The following is a 7,741-nucleotide window of genomic DNA, read 5'->3' on the forward strand; positions in this document are numbered from 1 at the left end:
CTAAATAGGGTCAGCGGCATTTCCCGGAGCAGCAATTGTGCCGGAATGCTGGCTCCTCATGCGGCTGCCTACTGGGTCTGTTGGGCTTTGGTGTGAGCGAGGCGGTAGGAGTCGGTGCCGGTTTCGATAATGGCGCCGCTGAAGGTCAACCTGTCCACGATCGCAGCACAAAGCCTCGGATCGGTGAAGGTCTTGGTCCAGCCTGAAAAAGACTCATTGGAGGCGATGGCGATGGAATTCTTCTCTTCGCGCTCGGTGAGGACCTGGAAGAGAAGTTCTGCGCCGCGACGGTCCAGTTCCATGTAGCCCAGTTCATCGATGCAGAGCAGGTCCACGCGGCCGTAGCGGGCGATGGTTTTGGCGAGGACTTTTTCGTCGGCGGCTTCTACAAGTTCGTTCACGAGCCGGGTGGCGAGGGTGTATTTGACCCGGTATCCCTTCTCCGCGGCTGCGGTACCCAATGCAATGAGCAGATGGGATTTGCCAGTACCGGAGTCCCCGATCAGGCACAAGGGTGAGCCTTTGCGGATCCAGTCACCGCTTGCCAGGGTGTGGATGGTGGCTGGGTTGATGTTCGGATTCGCCTCGAAATCGAAGTCCCCGAGCCATTTATCTCGCGGAAACCCGGCCGCTTTGACCCTGCGGATCGAGGAGCGCCTGTCCCGGTCATCGCACTCGGCCAGCAGAAGTTCCGCCAGGAAGCCCTGATAAGACAGTTGTTCCTTCCCAGCCACGGTCAGGGCTTCGTCCAGGACAGCCCGGATGGTGGGCAGGCGAAGCCGTCGGCACGCCTGGTCCACGGCCGCGACGGCGGCTTGTTCGGTCAGCCCACGCCTCCGGCGCAGGGTCGGGGTGACGGTGGTGGCCGGTGCGGTGGGGTTCATGAGATGTTCTCCTTCGAAGCAGTTCCTGAGGGACGTTCGGCACGTTTGGCGAGCAGCTCGTCATAGGCACTGACCGAGGGCAGCGGTCGGGGGTCCGCCGGGAGGCCTGCGATGACTGCGGCGGGGTCCATGAGCCGGCGCTGGGTAAGACTGACAACTCGTTGCACATTTACATCGTCGTGAGCACCGCGATGACGGCCCGAACTGGCCCCACCAACCGGAACGCTTGCAGCGTATCTGCGGGCTTCGACCGCGACGATGTCCGCGCTCACGGCTCCGACTTGCAGGGCGGCAGTGATCCCAGCCTCGATGTCTTCTGCATCCATCGAGCGGTGGAGCAGCAGGACGTCGATGAGTTCACGGGTTCCGTCGGCGTCGCCGTTGACCCGGCGGGACGCTGCCCAGAACGCCTCGTGGGCGGACGTGAACGAACCGGACGCGCGGGCCTGGGCCAGGACCGTGGAGCCAGGAAGGGCTCCTGGCTTGGTTTTGAGTACCTCAAGGTAATGGTCCAGCTGGACCGACTGTCCGTGCTTTGCGGCGATCCGCTGATGTCTGGCCACCGTGGCACGGCCATCAAACACCACGATCTCAGAGGCCCGGAGTGAAACCCGGACCTTTCTGCCGATGAAACGTGCAGGGACCGAGTACTTCACCATCCGCACCGTGACCATCGATGACCTATCAACCCTGGGGTTCAGCATCAGACCGGGATCAAATGTCTCGGCTGGCAACGGTGCCAGGAACGGTTGCTCGGCCTCGAAGTCCTGCCCGACGGTGCGGATCCTGTCATTGATCCTCCGGTCATCGTCCTGGGCTTCCCACCTGCGGATGCGGTCGTTGAGCTCATCGAGGGATTCAGCAATCGGCATCGGGGAGAGTCGGTTGCGTCGGAACCAGCCGACCTCGCCCTCAACGCCGCCCTTCTCGTGAGCCCCCGCGATGCCTGGCTGGCAATAGAAAGCATCTACGCCGAAGTGGGATTTGAACAGCACCCACCGGTCATTCTCAATCCTTTGCCGGCCTCGGCCGAAGACCACAGCCGTCACAGCACTAGTGAGGTTGTCGTATCGAATGTGTTTGACCGGGACGCCGCCAATCTCGTTGAACGCTTCGATATGTCCCTCCAGGAAAGCCTCCTGCGCCTGGGTTGGGTAAATCCGGTGGATCGCCTTGCCAGATCTGGACAGCCGGAAGACGAACATGTGGCACTTCGTCTTCACACCCTTCAACACGACCCAGACTTCACCGAAATCCACCTCAGCCTCAGCACCGGGAGCATGATCCTGCGGAACGAACACCTCAATCCGGCGGCCGGCCTCCACATCTATCTGCGCCCGGCGGACCCGCACGTAATCACGCACCGTCGAGTACGACAGCTCCTGCGCACCGTGCTCCTCGATCAGCCGGGCCAAGATCCTGCGGGCAGTGTGACGCTGTTTCCGCGGCGCGGTGGTATCCTCGATCAGCATGGCGTCGATGGCCGATTTGAACGGCTCAAGCCGCCAAGCCACCCCTCGCCTTGGCTTGCGTTCCGGAGGGGCTGCCGACTCCAGAGCCTGCCTCACCGTTCTCCGGTGAACTCCGTGCCGGGTCGCCAGCGCACGAATAGAGAGGCCCTCTACCCGGGCGTCCCTTCGGATCTGTGCGAACAACTCCACTCTCGACTCCATCCAGTCCAGCCTTCCGTCGCATCCATCCATTGATGAATCCAACGCTGAAGGTGGGGCCACGAATAACCGTCACAATTGCCCGGCGAGTCACGAAGTGGGGCCAAGGATAACCGTCCTACCGGGGCCATTCAAACCTGTCACAGCCACTGCAGTGACGTCGACCGACGAGGCCGCACTGCGGCTCTCCTCGAAGCGCTGGTACGCTCCCACCGCGTAGATCCCGGCCCCGGCAAGAACCAGCGCGGTAACCGCCAGGAGAATTCCCCACCGCAATCTCCCGCCTGCAGCGGTGCCGGTTCCTGCGCTCGTCTTATTCATGGAGGCGTTTGACGTAGTCAGCCATGCCCGGGACGGTGAACGCCACGACACCGAGTGCGGGTGCGTAGATGATCCCTTTGTCGATCAGGGATGCACGGGTCATGGTCATGGAGCTTTGCTTCTTGTGCGCCCGTTCGGCAAGTTCAGCGGTGCTGGATCCTTCATCTCCGTCGATCGCCATCAGGCGGAGGAAGTCCTTTTCTGCCTTCGAGGCGCGTTTCCAGCGTGAAGGGAAGAACCCTTGGTCCAGCTGCGCGCGGCCGATTTCCACCGCTATTTTGGCGTCGTCGAAGGTCACGGTCTTCTCCGGTGCTGTTTCCCAGGCCGCGTAACCATACTCTTGCAGGAAGTACGGGTACGCGCCCGAGGCACTGAGCAGGAGGTCTTGGGCTTCTGGTACGAACGATGCCCCAAACCGTCGGGCCGGGACGACCAGTGCCGCCTCGGCGGCTTCCCTCGACAGAGCTCCGATGCTGCGGTAGTTGAAGATCCTTTCGGCGTAGGAGCGCGCTTCACTCAGTACCGAGGGCAGGTTGGGCAGCCCTGCGCCCGCGATGTAGAAAGGCCATTCGCGTTGGCCGGCCAGGTGCTGGGCGCTGAGGAGAGCGGCGATAAGTCCCTCGTCCAGGTCCTGCATCTCATCGATGATGAAGATCAGGCCCGAACGCTTCTCCGCCAGTGCCAGGCACAGATCCTCAATCAGTTCTTCCAGGTCCACTTCGATCGACCCGGAATCGGCGCGGCCGTGATTGAGGTTGACCCCGATATCGATGCCGGTCACGCCGAGTTTCGCGGAGAAGGAGGCGATGCTGCCAAGCGCCGCCACGAGCCGTTCCCCCGCGCCGCGGCGGTTCAGCTTCCGCCCTGCCTGCAGCAGGCTCCGGGCTAGCTTGGCCCTAACGGCTTCCGGCCCTCCCTCAGCGTCCCTGCCCTCCAGGAACACCACCATAAATTCAGCGTGTTCGGCCTGCCGACGAAACTCGTTCAGCAGGACCGTTTTGCCCACCCCTCGAAGCCCATGCAGGACGATCCCCCGGTCGGGGCGTCGCTGCCGGGTCTTGGCCAGCAGCAGATCGAAGGCATCGATCTCGCTCTGGCGCCCAGCCAGCTCAAAGGGCCGTCGCCCCGATCCGGGCGAATACGGATTCAAAGCACTTTCCATATCAAGAACTATAAGGCAGTATCCGACATTTTGGATATGCGGTTATGGTCATGGATTCAGAGGCGTGAATGGGCACGGGTCGCCAGCGTAGAGCGTCTTGCCATGGGCTTGGGCATGGGCCGGTAGCCCGTTTCTCGCATCGTCGTGCGCTCCTGTCTGGCCAGTCATGGGACGGCCCCGCCGGGTAGCGACAGCAGCCGACTCTGGCATTCGTTGCTTGGTCCATGAATTGGCGAAGCCCCGGTCAAATAGCGGTTGACCGAAGCTCCGATGGCATTATGTCCACACTAAGCTTGTAGTTCGCTGGGAGGGCAGTACGGGTAGGTGGGGGACTCTTTTAGGTGAGCAATATGTCTGGAAGGACGCCACAGAATGCCTCCAGTTGCTGCTGTTCCGGGGAGAGAATAGCAGGCAATAGCCCTGAATTGAGATTGCGTTCGACTAATTGGTGGAGGACAGCGTTGTAGCTGTGGCCGGTGGCTTTCGATTGGATCCTGGCGATGTGGGCAATCCGGGACGCTGGCATGATGCTCCTTGGTAGACCCCGCCGACTCGGGATTACTGGCAAACATGACACACGGACTACAAACACAGATACGGCGCCACGAGTCAGAGCCAAGCTCTTTCACAGTCGGGGATCCAGTCGGTGATCCCTGCCATCGGATAACTCGCGCACCCGCTTGAGAAGATCATAGGCCATGGCATTGGGCACCGGTTTCGTTTGGGTGTCGGCCGCGCGGGGAATGAGGAAGCCATGAACTCCTCCTTTCGTTGTTTTTTCTGGCCGGGTTGCTTGCCCCTCGCCCACAGGGGCACGGCAAAAGCTAAATCCTTCGGGCTTTTCCCGCACCCAGGTGGACGACGGGACCCAGCTGACCGCCTGCACCCAAGGCCCACCCTCACCTTGAGTTTTTCGTCCCACCAATGGTGAGCGGGCAATGGGCACAGCCTATGCAGCGGGGATGGTCTGCTGCACTTCACCGGCGCTTGCCGTTGCTCGATCCGGCATATCAATTTCTGTCGATGGGCTCGATGGCTGTGACAAGACAGTTGAGTGGTAGCCGCCTAGCATACGCTGCATGAGAGCCCACAGAGTTTCTTCCGCTGCCATCCTCGCCGCTGCCCTTGCCCTGGTTCTATCGGCTTGCAGCAACGAGGCCACCCCGCCAGCAGCAAATGGCCCATTGCCGGGCGCCTCCACCAGCTCTGCCCCATCTCCGTCCGCCACTCCCTTATCGACCTCCCAGAGCCCCTCTGCCACACCACGCTCAGGTGAGACGTTCACGACCGCGGACGGTACCTTGAGTTTCAGGTACCCGACAGGCTGGACAGTCACTCCAGCCGAAGGCGAAAACAATGCCTACACCGTTGTTGACGCCCAAGGTAAAGAACGAGCAGTGCTGCGGGACAAGGTGTCAACGCTCGCTAACCTCAGCCTCGGCTATGGCTTCGACACAGGCTTCAGCTCACCGGTGCCAGGAATCAAGGGACCTGCCGGACAAGACGTGAACCTGGTTGTCCAGGGGTACCCCGGCCAAGGGATCGGAAGCCAAGCCGCTGTCTACGGGTTGATGGCCGTAAACAGCAAAGAATCCCTCGACAGATCAGACATAGAGATCCCCGCCGGCGGATACTTCGTTTCCTTCCGAGGCCATGCGCCCACACTCGAAGGCGCCAACACGCCTAGCATGGAGCAGATAACAGCTGCGGCGAAGACCTATGCAGAGAGCGCAGAATTCCAGGAGACGGCGAAGGCCATCACATCCTTGGTATTGCATCCTGAGAAGGTCACACGAGTTGGCTGTATCGGAGGAGGGAACCGGTACGAGAAACTCAACGGCATCTCCTGCGATGAAGCCCAAGCCACCTTCGACCGGGTATATAAGACAGGAGCCCCGGCCGGCGCGCGGAGCATCGAAACGTCGGACTTCATTTGCTTCTACGCCAGCGCCGGGGAAAAGCAAACCGGCCAAGCGGATGTCATCTGCCGCAGCAAGACAACGCCTGACAGCCTGAGCTTTGAGATGTGGCCGAACTAGACACTGAACGTCGGCTCATGGGGGGCTTACGAAATGGTTGCCGGCCAAAGTGGCGTGTACGAGTCTATTCCACGACCTGGGCCGGGCCGTCATATGCTTCAAGCAAGGCCACCGCACTATCCCTCGACCTTGTATAGACGCCACCACTGACCGCTGCGGCGTCTAATATCAGAAGCCCAACCATTTGCCGTTGGGAAACGTTCTGACGGACATGCGCCCGCCCTGGCAATGTTGTGAAGGCGTATACAGCACGCCGGGGAAGGGCCAACGGGTGGGCTCGGTTGAACATCCGGGCCAACGGTCGGCAGCGCTCCGGGGAGATGGTCACCCATCTATGAGTCTTCGCCTGTTCCAGCAGCTCCTGGTTCCGGGTCAGGTGCCATAAGTTCCCAGTTTCGCTTAGGTCTGCCAGCCCGCTGGCAGGCCTGTATCCGTTCATCAAGGAAATGCAAATCCATTGCAGGACGACTACGCCCAGCAAAAATGAAATCGACCAGAAAACCCATGCAGGTCCTCCGGATTGCATCATCACCTCAAGCGCGCTGAAAAAATACACCAAGGCGATAGCAACCACGAAGACGTTGGCCCCCAGACCCAACACCATCGGCCAGACACGACGGAAGCGCTCACGGCTTGATTCAGGAGCCAGTTTCATACAACAGCAGGTGTCAGCACTTGCTCGGAGGCATGGGTACTGCGCGATCGCGCCTGTTGATGTCGGTACAGGGTTGCACGGCTCCATCCGACCAATTTGGCGGCTTCTTCTGCTGTGCGGCCTTTGGCACGTTCTTGCTGAGCGATTTCGAGCTTGCTGGCGATAACTGAGGGATCAGCCATGGGTCGGCCGAACCTGGTCCCATTCGCTTTGGCGGCGGCTATGCCGGCGTTGACGCGTTCAGTGATGAGCTCGCGTTCGTAATCCGCCAAGGTGGCCAGCATGTTGAGCATTAGCCTGCCTGTGCTGGTTGCGGGGTCAATTCCGTCGGAGATGGAGCGCAGTGCCACTCCCCTGCTCTGCAGCAGGTTGACTGTGTTGAGGACATCAATCAAGGACCTGCCCAAGCGGTCCACCCTCCACACCACCAAGGTATCCCCCGCTTCGGCGTAGTCGAGAAGCTTCTTCATGCCCGGCCTGCCAGCAGCAGCCTTGCTGCCCGAGGTCACATCGGAGAAAATGTCCCGTCTCTGCACGTCGGCTGACAGGAGTGCGTCCAGCTGCAGCTGCGCATCCTGGGCCGCCGTGCTTACCCTCGTGTACCCCAGTAATCTCATGCGCTTCATTCTGCCTTGAAAATACCCCTACATAGTGCAACTAAGACGTTTCACGGTGAGGCATGTTTATGAGACAAAGCGCGTCCCTAGTTTCCGGGATCTGTGAATGTTGGCGGTAAATGGCGGTCTTTCTTCGGTGCTAAGTGTCGCCTTGCTGACCGCCAAGCGCTACCGACCACCTGCGTTCCTGGCCCAGGGTGCCGCCCACCAGTGCGTTGACGGCAACGAGCAGCATGAACTGCGGCAGGTTCTGCCGCAGGCCCAGTACGGCGCAGGTGGAGTCCAGGGTGCTTCCCTCCTTTGTTCTGACCACTCTTGGGTACTCGCTTTCATTCCGGAGACATAAAGGCGCCAGGACGCGTGGGGGAACGCGTCCTGGCGGGGGCGCGGGAG

Annotated in this window: 7 protein-coding genes and 1 pseudogene; 1 reads left to right on the forward strand and 7 read right to left on the reverse strand. The window is 60.8% G+C overall.

Translation table 11 applies throughout. The features are described from left to right. Positions 1–68: 68 nt before the first annotated feature. The 5 genes from istB to MOD31_RS11255 all read right to left on the reverse strand — a co-directional run bounded on the left by istB (position 69) and on the right by MOD31_RS11255 (position 4,563). Positions 69–884: an IS21-like element helper ATPase IstB gene (gene istB, locus MOD31_RS11235; RefSeq protein ID WP_250820629.1), complete on the reverse strand. Its 816-nt coding sequence runs from the start codon at positions 882–884 to the stop codon at positions 69–71. Next, the gene (gene istA / locus MOD31_RS11240; RefSeq protein WP_250820630.1) at positions 881–2,557 is read right to left on the reverse strand and encodes an IS21 family transposase; all 1,677 of its coding nucleotides are present in this window, start codon (positions 2,555–2,557) and stop codon (positions 881–883) included. The genes istB and istA overlap by 4 nt, the downstream gene beginning before the upstream one ends. An 87-nt stretch (positions 2,558–2,644) precedes the next feature. Beyond that, complete coding sequence (locus tag MOD31_RS11245; RefSeq protein WP_250820631.1) at positions 2,645–2,875, reverse strand: hypothetical protein; 231 nt, start codon at positions 2,873–2,875, stop codon at positions 2,645–2,647. Further along, positions 2,868–4,037 (reverse strand): ATP-binding protein, encoded by a 1,170-nt coding sequence (locus MOD31_RS11250; RefSeq protein ID WP_250820632.1) that lies wholly within the window; start codon positions 4,035–4,037, stop codon positions 2,868–2,870. Before MOD31_RS11250 ends, MOD31_RS11245 begins: the two co-directional genes overlap by 8 nt. A 337-nt stretch (positions 4,038–4,374) precedes the next feature. Continuing rightward, a complete protein-coding gene (locus MOD31_RS11255) occupies positions 4,375–4,563 on the reverse strand; it encodes a hypothetical protein (protein WP_250820633.1) in 189 nt (62 codons plus the stop codon). Positions 4,564–5,116: 553 nt separating this feature from the next. On the opposite strand from MOD31_RS11255, the gene MOD31_RS11260 reads away from it, so the two are divergent. Then, positions 5,117–6,076, forward strand: a complete 960-nt coding sequence (locus tag MOD31_RS11260; RefSeq protein ID WP_250820634.1) for a hypothetical protein — start codon at positions 5,117–5,119, stop codon at positions 6,074–6,076. Positions 6,077–6,727: 651 nt separating this feature from the next. Here the strand turns inward: MOD31_RS11260 and MOD31_RS11265 are convergent. Together MOD31_RS11265 and MOD31_RS22065 are read right to left on the reverse strand one after the other, a co-directional pair. Further along, complete coding sequence (locus tag MOD31_RS11265) at positions 6,728–7,348, reverse strand: recombinase family protein (RefSeq protein ID WP_250820635.1); 621 nt, start codon at positions 7,346–7,348, stop codon at positions 6,728–6,730. Between the two features lie 181 nt (positions 7,349–7,529). Continuing rightward, positions 7,530–7,661: pseudogene (locus MOD31_RS22065) on the reverse strand (MFS transporter); the annotation flags it as partial. Between the last annotated feature and the right edge of the window lie 80 nt (positions 7,662–7,741).

The sequence above is a fragment of the Paenarthrobacter sp. TYUT067 genome (assembly GCF_023656375.1).
Classification (GTDB): domain Bacteria; phylum Actinomycetota; class Actinomycetes; order Actinomycetales; family Micrococcaceae; genus Arthrobacter.